Source organism: Pseudomonas sp. LH1G9 (genome assembly GCF_002949975.1).
GTDB classification, from domain to species: domain Bacteria; phylum Pseudomonadota; class Gammaproteobacteria; order Pseudomonadales; family Pseudomonadaceae; genus Aquipseudomonas; species Aquipseudomonas veronii.
This window is the reverse complement of the sequence record NZ_CP026880.1, coordinates 4,595,001-4,609,179: the sequence shown is the minus strand read 5'-3', so window position 1 is coordinate 4,609,179 and position 14,179 is coordinate 4,595,001. Positions and strand designations below refer to the sequence as shown.

At 60.9% G+C, this 14,179-nt stretch carries 11 protein-coding genes and 1 rRNA gene (1 of these 12 running past the window's edge); 5 read left to right on the top strand and 7 right to left on the bottom strand.

Annotated features, from left to right (window positions below):
• The first annotated feature begins 67 nt into the window (after positions 1-67).
• A complete protein-coding gene (locus C5F70_RS21420; RefSeq protein WP_102651116.1) occupies positions 68-1,438 on the top strand; it encodes an MFS transporter in 1,371 nt (456 codons plus the stop codon).
• 64 nt (positions 1,439-1,502) lie between these two features.
• Here the strand turns inward: C5F70_RS21420 and C5F70_RS21415 are convergent, their stop codons facing one another.
• Positions 1,503-2,456 (bottom strand): adenosine deaminase, encoded by a 954-nt coding sequence (locus C5F70_RS21415; protein ID WP_017849634.1) that lies wholly within the window; start codon positions 2,454-2,456, stop codon positions 1,503-1,505.
• 192 nt (positions 2,457-2,648) lie between these two features.
• Between C5F70_RS21415 and C5F70_RS21410 the strand changes: the two genes are divergently transcribed.
• Positions 2,649-3,737: a calcium:proton antiporter gene (locus C5F70_RS21410; protein ID WP_104904016.1), complete on the top strand. Its 1,089-nt coding sequence runs from the start codon at positions 2,649-2,651 to the stop codon at positions 3,735-3,737.
• A gap of 89 nt (positions 3,738-3,826) precedes the next feature.
• On the opposite strand, the gene C5F70_RS21405 is transcribed toward C5F70_RS21410, so the two are convergent.
• From C5F70_RS21405 to C5F70_RS21380, 6 genes are all read right to left on the bottom strand, one after another.
• Complete coding sequence (locus tag C5F70_RS21405; protein WP_104904015.1) at positions 3,827-5,185, bottom strand: 8-oxoguanine deaminase; 1,359 nt, start codon at positions 5,183-5,185, stop codon at positions 3,827-3,829.
• Between the two features lie 172 nt (positions 5,186-5,357).
• Positions 5,358-6,044: an SDR family oxidoreductase gene (locus tag C5F70_RS21400; protein ID WP_017849631.1), complete on the bottom strand. Its 687-nt coding sequence runs from the start codon at positions 6,042-6,044 to the stop codon at positions 5,358-5,360.
• Between the two features lie 56 nt (positions 6,045-6,100).
• Positions 6,101-6,682 (bottom strand): YigZ family protein, encoded by a 582-nt coding sequence (locus C5F70_RS21395; RefSeq protein WP_017849630.1) that lies wholly within the window; start codon positions 6,680-6,682, stop codon positions 6,101-6,103.
• 12 nt (positions 6,683-6,694) lie between these two features.
• Positions 6,695-7,354: a TetR/AcrR family transcriptional regulator gene (locus C5F70_RS21390; protein ID WP_017849629.1), complete on the bottom strand. Its 660-nt coding sequence runs from the start codon at positions 7,352-7,354 to the stop codon at positions 6,695-6,697.
• An 87-nt stretch (positions 7,355-7,441) separates the two neighbouring features.
• Complete coding sequence (locus C5F70_RS21385) at positions 7,442-8,833, bottom strand: uracil-xanthine permease family protein (RefSeq protein WP_017849628.1); 1,392 nt, start codon at positions 8,831-8,833, stop codon at positions 7,442-7,444.
• A gap of 88 nt (positions 8,834-8,921) precedes the next feature.
• Positions 8,922-9,842 (bottom strand): LysR family transcriptional regulator, encoded by a 921-nt coding sequence (locus tag C5F70_RS21380; RefSeq protein WP_017849627.1) that lies wholly within the window; start codon positions 9,840-9,842, stop codon positions 8,922-8,924.
• Positions 9,843-9,967: 125 nt separating this feature from the next.
• Between C5F70_RS21380 and C5F70_RS21375 the strand changes: the two genes are divergently transcribed.
• From C5F70_RS21375 to C5F70_RS21360, 3 genes are all read left to right on the top strand, one after another.
• Positions 9,968-11,317 (top strand): aspartate aminotransferase family protein, encoded by a 1,350-nt coding sequence (locus C5F70_RS21375; protein WP_017849626.1) that lies wholly within the window; start codon positions 9,968-9,970, stop codon positions 11,315-11,317.
• Between the two features lie 39 nt (positions 11,318-11,356).
• Positions 11,357-12,850: a CoA-acylating methylmalonate-semialdehyde dehydrogenase gene (locus C5F70_RS21370; protein WP_017849625.1), complete on the top strand. Its 1,494-nt coding sequence runs from the start codon at positions 11,357-11,359 to the stop codon at positions 12,848-12,850.
• A 623-nt stretch (positions 12,851-13,473) separates the two neighbouring features.
• Positions 13,474-14,179, top strand: a 16S ribosomal RNA gene (locus tag C5F70_RS21360); it runs 831 nt beyond the window's last position.

Sequence of the window (14,179 nt, the reverse complement as noted above, 5' to 3'; positions counted from 1 at the left end):
CCAGCAATAACCCGGAAAAACCATGGCCCACACTCCCAGAGGGGATTATTCACACAGGGGATGGGGCATGGGTACGCACGGCTATAGCGCGGCAGAACGGCTGGAACGGTTGCCCATCAGCGGTTACCACCGAGTCATTTTTATCATCATCGCCCTGGCGTTTTTCTTCGACTCCATGGATCTGGCGATGATGACTTTCCTGCTCGGCTCGATCAAAGCCGAGTTCGGCCTGAGCACGGCCCAGGCTGGCTTGCTGGCCAGTTCGAGTTTTTTCGGCATGGTGGTGGGCGCGTCGTTGTCCGGGATGCTCGCCGATCGCTTCGGGCGCAAGCCGGTGTTCCAGTGGAGCATCGTGTTGTGGGGGATCGCCAGCTACTTATGTTCCACGGCGCAGACGGTGGAGACGCTGACGTTGTTTCGCATCCTGCTCGGCATTGGCATGGGCATGGAGTTTCCGATCGCGCAGTCGATGCTCTCGGAGCTGATTCCGGCCAAGGGGCGCGGGCGCTATATCGCGTTGATGGATGGCTTCTGGCCGTTGGGTTTTGTGGCGGCGGGGGTGCTGTCGTACTTTTTGCTGCCGCTGATCGGCTGGCGCGACATCTTCCTGGTGCTGGCGGTGCCGGCGGTGTTTGTGTTGGCGATCCGGTTTTTTATCCCGGAGTCGCCGCGCTGGCTGGAGCAGGCCGGGCGGCATGCGGCGGCGGATAAGGTGTTGCTGGGGATCGAGGCGAAAGTGCGCGACTCCCTGGGCCGCGCCGAGTTGCCGCAACCGATTCGCCTGCCGCGGGTGGAGAGTGTGCCGGGCAACTTCTTCTCGGCGTTCCAGCAATTATGGTCGGCGCAGTATCGCCAGCGCACGATGATGATCTGGAGTGTGTGGTTCTTCGCCTTGCTCGGCTTTTATGGGCTCACTTCCTGGTTGAGTGCCTTGCTGCAGCAGTCGGGGTTTGCGGTGACCCAGTCGGTGTATTACACGGTGATCATTTCCCTGGGCGGGATTCCCGGGTTCCTGATGGCGGCCTGGCTGGTAGAGCGTTGGGGGCGCAAGCCGGTGTGCGTGGTGACCTTGCTCGGCGGCGGGGTGATGGCGTTTCTGTATGGGCAAAGCGCGGTGTTTGGCGGCAATATCGGCCTGCTGATCGCCTCGGGGTTGTTGATGCAGTTCTTTCTGTTTGGCATGTGGGCGGTGCTGTACACCTACACGCCGGAGTTGTACCCCACCTCGGCGCGGGCGACGGGGGCCGGGTTCGCTTCGGCGATCGGGCGGGTCGGGTCGTTGCTCGGGCCGTTGGTGACCGGGCTGGTGTTCCCGATTACCGGGCAGGGCGGGGTGTTTGCCCTGGGCGCATTGTGCTTTGCGGTGGCGGCGCTGGTGGTGTGGGTGTTTGGGATGGAGACGAAGGGCAAGACCCTGGAAGAGTTGAGCGAGATTTAACCGGCAATCCACAACGAATGTGGGAGCGCGCTGGCTCCCACATTGTCAGTCGCGGTTTACGCCGTCAGGGCTTCACCAGCCGCGCATCCAGGCTGTTTTGCGCCAGGCGTTTGGCCTGGTCCTGGGTCATGCCCAGGGCGGTGTACAGCGCATGGAAGTTCTCGGTGACGTAGCCGCCGAAGTACGCCGGGTCGTCCGAGTTCACCGTCACCTTCACCCCACGCTCGAGCATGTCGAGGATGTTGTGCTGGGCCATGTCGTCGAACACGCGCAGCTTGGTGTTGGACAGCGGGCACACGGTCAGCGGGATCTGTTCGTCGATGATCCGTTGCATCAGGCGCTCGTCTTCGATGGCGCGCACGCCATGGTCGATACGCTGGACTTTCAGCAGGTCGAGGGCTTCCCAGATGTACTCGGGCGGGCCTTCTTCGCCGGCGTGGGCCACGGTGAAGAAGCCTTCGTTGCGGGCACGGTCGAACACGCGCTGGAACTTGCTCGGCGGGTGGCCCATTTCCGAACTGTCCAGGCCCACGGCCACGAACGCATCGCGGAACGGCAGCGCCTGGTCGAGGGTTTTCTCGGCTTCGGCTTCGCTCAAGTGGCGCAGGAAGCTGAGGATCAAGCCGCTGGTGATGCCCAGTTGCTGCTCGCCATCTTTGAGCGCGGCGGCGATGCCGTTGAGCACCACTTCGAACGGCACGCCACGGTCGGTGTGGGTTTGCGGGTCGAAGAAGGGTTCGGTGTGGATCACGTTCTGCGCTTTGCAGCGCAGCAGGTAGGCCCAGGTCAGGTCGTAGAAATCCTGGGAGGTGCGCAATACATCGGCGCCCTGGTAATACAGGTCGAGAAACTCTTGCAGGTTGTTGAAGGCGTAGGCCTTGCGCAGGGTGTCGACGTCGTTCCATGGCAGCGCAATCTTGTTGCGCTCGGCCAGGGCGAACAGCAGCTCAGGCTCCAGCGAGCCTTCCAGGTGCAGGTGCAGTTCAGCCTTGGGCAGGGCGTTGAGCCAATCGTACATGTCTAAAATCTCATCGGGTGCAATGGCGGCATTCTACAGGCCATGACTGAAATAATCGGCAAAACCTGACCAAGAGGAGAGTATTGGATCTATTCGCGCAGGGGCGCTGCGAACTAAGATGTAACGAAACGTTAGCGATGTACTGCAGTCTGTACCCCGTCAATGACTGATTTGCCGCACAAAAGGCCCGCAATGCTCACCTCTCTCAAGCAAGAAAAATTCATGCTGCTGGCGCTGATCGCCGCCGTCGCCGCGTACCCGCTGGAGCACTGGATGCTCCATAACGGGCAAATGGTCGCGCTGCTGGCCGGCCTGGCGCTGATTGGCTTTATCGTGGTGGCGTCGATGCGCGTCGCTCACCATGCCGAGCAGTTGGCGGAAAAGGTCGGCGACCCCTACGGCACCATGATCCTGACCCTGGCCGCCGTGCTGGTGGAAGTGGTGATCCTGGCGATCATGATGAGCAACGAACCGTCGCCGACCCTGGTGCGCGACACCATCTACTCGGCGGTGATGCTCGATATCAACGGCATCCTCGGCCTGGCCGCGCTGATGGGGGGCATCAAGCACGGCGAACAGTCCTACAATGACGATTCGGCGCGCACCTACAGCGTGATGATCCTCACCGCCATGGGCGTGTCGATGGTGGTGCCGGAATTCATCCCCGAAGAGGACTGGAAAATTTACTCGGCCTTCACCATCGGCGCGATGGTGGTGCTCTACACCCTGTTCCTGCGCATGCAGGTGGGCCCGCACAGTTATTTCTTCAGCTACAGCTACCCGGAAAAACGCCGCAAGACGTTGCCGGAAGAACAGGCGCCGCCGGTGAACCTGGCATATGCCATCGGTACGCTGGTGTTCGGGGTGGTTGTGATTGGCGCGCTGGCCGAGGTGATGTCCAAGACCCTCGACCTGGGCCTGGAAGGCACGGGCGCTCCGCCGGTGATGACGGCGATTGTGGTCGCGGCCATCTCGGCGGCACCGGAGATTCTGACCGCCTTGCGCGCCGCCCTGGCCAACCGCATGCAGTCGGTGGTGAACATTGCACTGGGCGCATCGTTGTCGACGGTGATCCTGACGGTGCCGGTGATGGAAGCGATGGCGCTCTACTCCGGCCAGCCGTTCCAGATGGCGATGACGCCGGTGCAAAGCGTGATGGTGTTGATCACGCTGATCGTCAGTGCGATCAACCTCAACGATGGCGAAACCAACGCCATCGAAGGGATGACCCACTTTGTGTTGTTTGCGACCTTTATCATGTTGTCGCTGTTAGGGGTGTAGGCGTGAGCTTGCTCGCGAACAATCTGAGAGCGCCGTGTGAATCAGAACACCTGCGTTAGCGTTGACGTTTTTCGCGAGCGAGCTCGCTCCTACAAAGGGTTGATCAGGTTACGGGAGGCCTGGCTGTGATCGGCAATCAAGCCTTTGAGGTCGAGGCCCTCGACCTGGCCGTCGATCACCCGCCATTGCCCGCCGATCATCACCCGGTCGGCCCGGTCGGCGCCGCACAACAGCAACGCCGAAATCGGATCGTGACTGCCGGAGAAGCGCAGTTCGTCCAGCTTGAACAGCGCCAGATCGGCCTGCTTTCCTACGGCTAGTTCACCGATATCCGAACGACCGAGCAACTGCGCCGAGCCTTTGGTCGCCCAGCCCAGCACGCCTTGCGGGGTGATTTTTTCCGCGCCATAACGCAGGCGCTGGATGTACAGCGCCTGACGGGCTTCGAGGATCATGTTCGACGCATCGTTGGAGGCCGAACCGTCCACGCCCAGGCCGATCGGGGCACCGGCGGCGAGCAGGTCCAGGGTCGGGCAGATGCCGGAGGCCAGGCGCATGTTCGAGCTTGGGCAATGGCAGATCCCGGTGCCGGCGGCGCCCAGGCGGGCGATTTCATCCGGGTTGAAGTGAATGCCGTGGGCCAGCCAGGTGCGGGGGCCGAGCCAACCGACGCTGTCGAGGTAGTCCACGGTGCGCAGGCCGAAGCGTTGCAGGCAGAAATCTTCCTCGTCGAGGGTTTCCGCCAGGTGCGTGTGCAGGCGCACATCGAGGCTCGCGGCCAGTTCGGCGCTGGCTTGCATGATTTGCGGGGTGACGGAAAACGGCGAGCAGGGCGCCAGGGCGATCTGGATCTGCGCGCCGTCGCCGCGTTCGTGGTACTGGCGGATCAGGCGCTGGCTATCGTCCAGAATCACCGCGCCCTGTTGCACGGTTTGCTGCGGCGGCAAGCCACCGTCGGCTTCGCCCAGGCTCATGGAGCCGCGAGTGAGCATGGCGCGCATGCCCAGTTCGCGCACCACGTCGACTTGCACGTCGATGGCATGTTCCAGGCCGTCCGGGAACAGGTAGTGGTGGTCTGCCGCCGTGGTGCAGCCTGAGAGCAGCAATTCCGCCAGCGCGACTTTGCTGGCCAGGGCGAGTTTTTCCGGAGTCAGCCGCGCCCACACCGGGTACAGGGTCTTCAGCCACGGGAACAACGGCTGATTGACCACCGGCGCCCAGGCGCGAGTCAGGGTCTGGTAGAAGTGATGATGGGTATTGATCAGCCCCGGCAAGACCACATGTTCGCGGGCGTCGAACACCTGTGTACAGGGCTGTGCAGGCGCTTGCCCGATGCCCAGCAGTTCGCTGATCACGCCGTCTTGCAGCACCAGGCCGCCACGGGCATCGAGGCCATTGGCAGTGAAAATCGCGAGGGGGTTTTTTAACCAGATACGGGTCGCAGGCATGGGCCGGCTCCTCTGAATGATGGGTTCAGGTTTGCCAGCTCAGTGTTGCCCTGTCTGCTGATCCAGGGTCGCCGGTGAAGGCGAGGTGGCTAGATTACGTGTAGTTCTAGATCGGGTCTACCGGTAGGAACGCGCTGCTTTCGAGAAGCGTGTTCCCACCTTTGATGGCGGCTTACCAGGGAATGGTATGGCCCCGGTAGTCTACGAAGTGGTGGCCGCCTTTGCCGGTGTAGGCATTCACCTGATCGAGCAGGCCGCGCACGCTGGTCTCGACGTCGATGTGTGCGTTTTCGCCGCCCATGTCGGTCTTCACCCAACCCGGATGCAGGGAAAGCACGGTCATTTTTTGCTCGCCGAGTTGGGTGATGAAGCTGTTGGTCATCGAGTTTAGGGCGGCCTTGCTTGCCTTGTAGAGCGCCAGCTCGGAACCGTCGGGGATGGTCACGCTGCCCAGGACTGAACTCATGAACGCCAGCACGCCGGAATCTTTGCGGATCTGCCCGACAAAGCGCTGGGCCAGGTTGATCGGCGCCACGGCGTTGGTGAAGAACAACTGGCCGACTTCCGCCAGGGTGGCGTGGCCAGGTTCCTGGTTCGCCGGGCCCTTGACGCCGGCGTTGACGAACAGCAGGTCGAATGTGCGTTCCTTGAGGCGCTGGCTCAGGGCGATCACAGCTTGCTGATCGTCCATGTCGAGTTTCTCGATCTGTACCGGGCCCACGGCTTTCAGGGCGTCGGCCTTGTTCGGGTCACGCACGGTGGCGGTCACGTCCCAGCCATCCTTGAGCAATTGCTTGACCAGGCCAAGGCCCAGCCCGCGTGAGGCGCCGATGATCAGTGCGGTTTTTGGCGTAGACATGCAGAGCTTCCTTTGACGTCGCGGTTCAGGGCGTTCAGCGAACAACATTAGCAGTTTCAACGTTGCAGCAGGATACGCCCCCGGCTCAGGTCGGCAAGCTGGTTTTGCAGGGTGTCGATGTGTGCTTCGCCCAGGGCCAGTTGCAGCTCCACGCCGTTGGCGGTGAAGTGTTCCTCCAGCACCAGCCCGCCGAGTTCGGCGACCCGCAACTTGACCAGGTTCAGTTCGGAAAACCCGCAGTCGCAGCTCAACGGCACGCGGCTGATCAGCTCGATGCGCTCGGCGGTTTGCAGGCATTTGTTCGCGCCGCCGCCATACGCCCGCGCCAGCCCGCCGGTGCCCAGTTGGATGCCGCCGTACCAGCGAATCACCAGCACCACCACCTGATCGAAGCCCTGGGCCTCGATGGCGGCGAGGATCGGTCGCCCGGCGGTGCCGCCAGGTTCGCCGTCGTCGTTGCTGCGGTACTGGTCGGCGAGTTTCCAGGCCCAGCAATTGTGCGTGGCGTTCAGGTCGCTGTGCTGCTCGATGAACGCTTGGGCTTCTTGCGCGCTGGTGATCGGTGCGGCCAGGGTGATGAAGCGGCTTTTGCGAATTTCTTCGCGGAATTCGCAAAGGCCGGTGAGGGTGAAAGGCATAGGCGGTGTCGTCTAGAGGGCGGGCTTGATGCCACAGCCTTTGAGAATGATGTGGATCAGGTTGGTGCCGGCGTCTTCCATATCTTGTTTGGTCAACTTGGTGCGCCCGGTGACGCGGCAGATCTGGCTGGCGAAGTCGGCATAGTGCTGGGTGCTGCCCCACAGCAGGAAGATCAGGTGGACGGGGTCGATGGGGTCCATCTTGCCGGCATCGATCCAGGCCTGGAACACGGCCGCCCGGCCGCTGAACCAGGCGCGGTAGTCCTGGCCGAAGTATTCGGTAAGGCATTCGCCGCCGCTGATGATCTCCATGGCGAAGATCCGCGAGGCCTGGGGCTGTCGTCGGGAAAACTCCATCTTGGTGCGGATGTAGCGGGTGAGGGCCACGGCCGGGTCGTCCTCGGCGGTCAGCGCGTTGAAGGTGCTGTCCCACAGTTCGAGGATATTGCTGAGCACCGCGACGTACAGGCCCATCTTGTTGGTGAAGTAGTAGTGCAAGTTGGCCTTCGGCAACCCGGCGCTGGCAGCGATGGTGTTCATGCTGGTGCCCTTGTAGCCGTGACGCGCGAACTCGTCTTCGGCCGCTTGAAGAATCGCTTGCTCGTTCTTTTGCCGAATGCGGCTGGCGGGCTTCCCGGCGTGGGTGCTGTGGGCAGGAACTTCGAGGCTCATGGAGGTTTCCGTGCTGATCGATAGAGACGATGTATGCACAGATAACCCACCCTCAAGCCTCAGACAAGTCCTGATGCAATAAAACCCTCAAAGCGGTTCCAGCGTATCGCCATGTGGCGCGCTGTTTGCTGCGGGGCTCGCTTTGGCTTCCGGCAGTAACAGGCACAATGCGATGGCGGTCAGCCCGCCGCTGGTGATGGCCGAGTCAAACAGGTTTTGCACCAGCGTCGGCATCAAGTGCAGCAGGTTCGGTTGGGCGGCAATGCCCAGGCCGACACCGAACGAGGTGGCGATGATCAGCATGCTGCGTCGGTCCAGCGGCGCCTGGGCGAGAATACGCACGCCGGCCGCCGCCACGCTGCCGAACATCACCAGGGTCGCGCCGCCCAATACCGGTTTGGGGATTTGCTGCAGCACCGCGCCGATCGATGGAAACAAGCCGAGGCAAAACAGCACCACGCCGATGTACAGGCCGACATAGCGGCTGGCCACGCCGGTGAGTTGGATCACGCCATTGTTCTGGGCGAACGTGGTGTTGGGGAACGCGCTGAAGGTGGCGGCGATCATGCAGCTTACCCCGTCGCCGAGTACGCCGCCCTTGAGCCGGTTTATATAAGACGGGCCGCTGATGGGCTGGCGGGCGATCATGCAGTTGGCGGTGAGGTCACCCACGGTTTCGATGCTGCTGATCAGATAAATCAGCGCGATGGGTAGGAAGGCGCTCCAGTCGAAGTTGAAACCATAACGAAACGGCATCGGCAGGCTGATCAACGGCAGGTCGGGCAGGGCCTGGGGCACCAGTTTGCCGCTGAACCAGGCCGCGAGGCTGCCGAGGGCCAGGCCGATGATGATCGCCGAGAGGCGTACCCAGGGTGTGTTCGAGCGGTTGAGCAGGATGATCGTCAACACCACGAACAGGCCCAGTGCCAGGTTGATGGGCGCGCCGAAATCGGCGGCATTGAACCCGCCGCCGAGGTCGGTGATACCCACTTTGATCAGGCTGATGCCGATCAGGGTAATCACGATACCGGTGACCAGCGGCGTGATCACCCGGCGCAGTTGCCCGATAAAACGGCTCAGCACGATTTGTACGGCGGCACCGAAAAAGCACACGCCGAAGATCATCGCCAGGATGTCTTCCGGGCTGCCGCCGCGTTGCTTGACCAGGAAGCCCGCCGACAGCACGGCGCCGAGAAACGCAAAGCTGGTGCCCTGCAGGCAGATCATGCCGGCGCCGATGCCAAACGGCCTACGCGCCTGGATGAAGGTGCCGACACCGGACACCATCAGCGCCATGCTGATCAGGTACGGCAGGTGAGCCGCCAGGCCCAGGGTCGAGCCGATGATCAGCGGCGGCGTGATGATGCCGACGAAGGCGGCCAATACATGTTGCAGGGCGGCCAGTAGGGCGGGCAGGGGTTTTGGGCGGTCGTTGAGGCCGTAGATCAGGTCGCTGGGGCTGGACGTTTCTGGTGGCATGGCGGGCAAACTCGAGTCGGACGGTTCTAGGTCCTTGTGCTCTTGCAAAAAGCTGTCCACTTGCTCAGCTTTTTGTGCGAGGCCCGAATTAGCGGGTTGCCGCCAGGCTGTCGAGGAAACTTTCCAGCACCAAATGAGGGCGCCGCCCCTTGCGCGTGACCGATGCCAGGCTTAAATCGTAAAAACGTGTAGCCGGTTTCAGCGCGCGTAGTCGGCCTTGTTGTACCCACAGGCTGGCGTAGTGATCGGGCAGGTAGCCGATGTAGCGGCCGGTGAGGATCAGGAACGCCATGCCTTCGCGGTCCGAAGCGCTGGCGGTGCAGTTGAGGGCCTGGTAGTGGGCCTGGATCTCGGCGGGCAGGCGGAAGGTGGGGGCGATCGCATCCTGGTCGTCGATGCGTCCATCCTCCAACTGCTTGTCGTCGGCATAGAACAGCGGGTGGCCGACGGCGCAGTAGAGCAGCGAGCGTTCGCTGTACAGCGCCTGGTATTCCAGGCCGGACAGCGCGCTGGCCTGGGGCACCACGCCGACATGCAGGCGGCCGTCGAGCACGCCTTGTTCCACTTCATTGGGGGCAATCATGCGGATCTGGATCTGCACGTCCGGGCCGCGTTCCTTCAATTGCGCCAGGGCATGGGTGATACGCATGTGGGGCAGGGTGACGAGGTTGTCGGTGAGGCCGATGATCAGTTCGCCGCGCAAATGCTGGTGCAGGCCGTTGACCTCGGTGCGAAAGCTTTCCAGGGCACTCAAGAGTTGCAGTGCCGATTGATAGACCTCGCGGCCTTCCTCGGTCAGCGAGAATCCGGCACGCCCGCGCTGGCACAGGCGCAATCCCAGGCGTTGCTCCAGATCGCTCATTTGCTGGCTGATGGCCGAGCGGCCGATGCCGAGCACGGTCTCCGCCGCCGAGAAGCCGCCACACTCCACCACACTGCGAAAGATGCGCAGCAGGCGAATATCGAAGTCGCTGACTTGGGCCAGGGGGTCGGGGCGACGGATGCTCATAGTTTAGTCGGAGCCTGACTGAAGGTTAGAAGAGTTGGATTTCACAGACTTTATCCCCGTGGCAATTTAGCTGCAAGAACGCTTTTCAATCCCGGCGCTGCTTTTTGCCTTGCGAGGTTTTGCTGATGAACATGTCCGAAAACGCCCCTTCGTCCCTGGCCAGCCAACTGAAGTTGGACGCTCACTGGATGCCTTACACCGCCAACCGTAACTTCCAGCGTGACCCGCGCCTGATCGTGGCCGCCGAAGGCAGCTGGTTGACCGATGACAAGGGCCGCAAAGTCTACGATTCGTTGTCGGGGCTGTGGACCTGCGGCGCCGGGCACACCCGCAAGGAAATCCAGGAAGCGGTCGCCAAGCAACTGGGCACGCTGGACTACTCGCCGGGCTTCCAATACGGTCATCCGCTGTCGTTTCAACTGGCGGAAAAAATCACCGACCTGACCCCGGGCAACCTCAACCATGTGTTCTTCACCGACTCCGGTTCCGAGTGCGCCGATACGGCGGTGAAGATGGTGCGTGCGTACTGGCGCCTAAAAGGCCAGTCTACCAAGACCAAGATGATCGGCCGCGCCCGTGGTTATCACGGGGTGAACATCGCTGGCACCAGCCTGGGTGGCGTCAACGGCAACCGTAAGATGTTTGGTCAGGCGATGATGGATGTTGACCATCTGCCTCACACCTTGCTGGCGAGCAATGCATTCTCGCGCGGCATGCCGGAGCAGGGCGGTATTGCCCTGGCCGATGAACTGCTCAAGTTGATCGAGTTGCACGACGCATCGAACATTGCCGCGGTATTTGTCGAGCCGATGGCCGGCTCCGCTGGCGTGCTGGTGCCGCCACAGGGTTACCTCAAGCGTCTGCGTGAAATCTGCGACCAGCACAACATCCTGTTGGTGTTCGACGAAGTGATCACCGGTTTCGGCCGTACCGGCTCGATGTTCGGCGCCGACAGCTTCGGCGTGACTCCGGACCTGATGTGCATCGCCAAGCAAGTCACCAACGGCGCGATCCCGATGGGCGCGGTGATTGCCAGCAGCGAGATCTATCAGACCTTCATGAACCAGGCGACGCCGGAATACGCGGTGGAATTCCCCCACGGCTACACCTACTCGGCACACCCGGTGGCCTGCGCGGCTGGCCTGGCGGCATTGGACCTGCTGCAGAAGGAAAACCTGGTGCAGAGCGTCGCCGAAGTCGCTCCGCACTTTGAGAATGCGCTGCATGGTTTGAAGGGCAGCAAGAACGTGATCGATATCCGCAACTACGGTCTGGCCGGCGCGATCCAGATTGCCCCGCGTGACGGTGATGCCATCGTGCGTCCGTTCGAGGCTGGCATGGCCTTGTGGAAAGCCGGTTTCTACGTGCGTTTTGGCGGCGACACCCTGCAGTTCGGGCCAACCTTCAACAGCAAGCCGCAGGACCTGGATCGCCTGTTCGATGCCGTCGGCGAAGTGCTGAACAAGATCGACTGATTTCTCCTTCTATATAGAACAACTTTTCAGGAGCCCTGCATGAGCCTTATCCAGCATTTGATCGACGGCCAGTTGGTCAGCGAATCCGGTCGCACCGCCGATGTGTACAACCCGTCCACCGGCCAGGTGATTCACCAGGTGCCGCTGGCCAGTCGCGAAACCATCCAGCGCGCGATCGACTCGGCCAAGGCCGCATTCCCGGCCTGGCGTAATACGCCGGCGGCCAGGCGTGCCCAGGTGATGTACCGTTTCAAACAGTTGCTGGAGCAGAACGAAGCGCGCATCTCGCAGTTGATCAGCGAGGAGCACGGCAAGACCCTGGAAGACGCGGCGGGGGAATTGAAGCGTGGCATCGAGAACGTGGAGTACGCGTGCTCGGCGCCGGAAATTCTCAAGGGCGAGTACAGCCGCAATGTGGGGCCGAACATCGATGCCTGGTCGGATTTCCAGCCGTTGGGCGTAGTGGCCGGGATTACCCCGTTCAACTTCCCGGCGATGGTGCCGTTGTGGATGTACCCGCTGGCGATCGTCTGCGGCAACTGCTTTATCCTCAAACCGTCGGAGCGTGATCCGAGTTCGACGCTGCTGATCGCGCAATTGCTGCAGGAGGCCGGCCTGCCTAAGGGCGTGCTGAGCGTGGTGCATGGCGACAAGGGCGCGGTGGATGCGCTGATCGAGGCGCCGGAGGTCAAGGCCTTGAGCTTTGTGGGCTCGACGCCGATTGCCGAGTACATCTACGCCGAAGCGACCAAGCGCGGCAAACGCGTGCAAGCGCTGGGCGGCGCGAAGAACCATGCGGTGCTGATGCCGGATGCCGATCTGGATAATGCGGTCAGTGCCTTGATGGGCGCGGCCTACGGTTCCTGCGGCGAGCGTTGCATGGCGATCTCGGTGGCGGTGTGTGTGGGTGACCAGGTGGCGGATGCATTGATCGCCAAGTTGGTGCCGCAGGTCAAGGCGCTGAAGATTGGCGCGGGCACCTCGTGCGGCCTGGATATGGGGCCGCTGGTCACCGGCCAGGCGCGGGATAAGGTCAGCGGTTATATAGAAGACGGTGTGGCCGCGGGCGCTGAGCTGGTGGTCGATGGTCGTGGCTTGAGCGTTGCCGGGCATGAGCAGGGGTTCTTCCTCGGCGGCAGTTTGTTTGACCGCGTGACGCCGCAGATGCGTATCTATAAAGAAGAGATCTTCGGGCCGGTGTTGTGCGTGGTGCGGGTCAATAGCCTGGAAGCGGCGATGCAACTGATCAACGATCACGAGTATGGCAACGGCACGTGCATCTTCACCCGTGACGGTGAAGCGGCGCGTCTGTTCTGTGACGAGATTGAAGTGGGCATGGTCGGCGTGAACGTTCCACTGCCGGTGCCGGTGGCCTACCACAGCTTTGGCGGCTGGAAGCGCTCGCTGTTTGGCGACTTGCATGCTTACGGGCCGGATGGCGTGCGTTTCTATACCCGGCGCAAGGCCATTACCCAGCGCTGGCCGCAACGGGCCAGTCATGAAGCGTCACAGTTTGCCTTCCCTAGCTTGTAAGACGCGTTGAAAGCCGGCCCCAAGGGGCCGGCTTTCGCGTTTTTGCGGCCTTTTTGACCGATATGACAGAATTGTGAAGAAAGGTGTTGACGGCAAATCCTGGACGTCTATAATTCGCCCCACTTCCGGCGCAGTCGAAACGGAAAACTCCTTGGTAAACAAAGAGTTACGCAAGATTCGACAGCGACCTGCTTCAGTTCATCGAAGCCTGGAAGGAGTTGGTAGGGCAGGGTTGTTTGGCTCTATTAACGTTTCGATCTTCTCGGTCGAAAGCGGAGAAAAAGAGGTGTTGACAGCAGCGTGTAACGCTGTAGAATTCGCCTCCCGCTAACGAGAGATCGGAAGCGCAAGTGGTTGAGGTTACAAAGGAAACTTTGAAAACTTCTGAAAATAATCACTTGACAGCAAATGAGGCTGCTGTAGAATGCGCGCCTCGGTTGAGACGAAAGATCTTAACCAACCGCTCTTTAACAACTGAATCAAGCAATTCGTGTGGGTGCTTGTGGAGTCAGACTGATAGTCAACAAGATTATCAGCATCACAAGTTACTCCGCGAGAAATCAAAGATGTAACCAACGATTGCTGAGCCAAGTTTAGGGTTTCTTAAAAACCCAAAGATGTTTGAACTGAAGAGTTTGATCATGGCTCAGATTGAACGCTGGCGGCAGGCCTAACACATGCAAGTCGAGCGGTAGAGAGAAGCTTGCTTCTCTTGAGAGCGGCGGACGGGTGAGTAATGCCTAGGAATCTGCCTGGTAGTGGGGGATAACGTTCGGAAACGGACGCTAATACCGCATACGTCCTACGGGAGAAAGCAGGGGACCTTCGGGCCTTGCGCTATCAGATGAGCCTAGGTCGGATTAGCTAGTTGGTGAGGTAATGGCTCACCAAGGCGACGATCCGTAACTGGTCTGAGAGGATGATCAGTCACACTGGAACTGAGACACGGTCCAGACTCCTACGGGAGGCAGCAGTGGGGAATATTGGACAATGGGCGAAAGCCTGATCCAGCCATGCCGCGTGTGTGAAGAAGGTCTTCGGATTGTAAAGCACTTTAAGTTGGGAGGAAGGGCAGTTACCTAATACGTGATTGTTTTGACGTTACCGACAGAATAAGCACCGGCTAACTCTGTGCCAGCAGCCGCGGTAATACAGAGGGTGCAAGCGTTAATCGGAATTACTGGGCGTAAAGCGCGCGTAGGTGGTTAGTTAAGTTGGATGTGAAATCCCCGGGCTCAACCTGGGAACTGCATTCAAAACTGACTGACTAGAGTATGGTAGAGGGTGGTGGAATTTCCTGTGTAGCGGTGAAATGCGTAGATATAGGAA